Origin of the sequence: Ochrobactrum sp. SFR4, from assembly GCF_019730395.1 — a bacterium.
Lineage (GTDB): Bacteria > Pseudomonadota > Alphaproteobacteria > Rhizobiales > Rhizobiaceae > Pseudochrobactrum.
Genome location: NZ_JAAPBB010001516.1, coordinates 1 through 229 on the forward strand (window position 1 = coordinate 1; position 229 = coordinate 229).

General features: G+C 52.4%; 1 protein-coding gene. It reads right to left on the reverse strand.

The features are described from left to right. Positions 1 to 229 (reverse strand): hydrogen gas-evolving membrane-bound hydrogenase subunit E (mbhE, locus tag HBA93_RS24080; RefSeq protein WP_221724884.1); only part of this gene is annotated, 229 nt, incomplete at both ends.

The following is a 229-nucleotide window of genomic DNA, read 5'->3' on the forward strand; positions in this document are numbered from 1 at the left end:
TGGCACGGCGAGATATTCGGACAATGTTGCCCCAGCATCACGCTCCGGATCTGCCGCATCATAGGCATTCTGGATTTTCTGCTGTTGCGGGGATTCAATCGTATCAGATGCCGGACGGAAACGACGCAACAGCGCATAAACCGTCAGGCCGACAATACCAAGCACGGTAATTTCGCCCAGCGTATCAAAACCGCGGAAGTCTACCAGCAACACATTGACCACGTTTTTA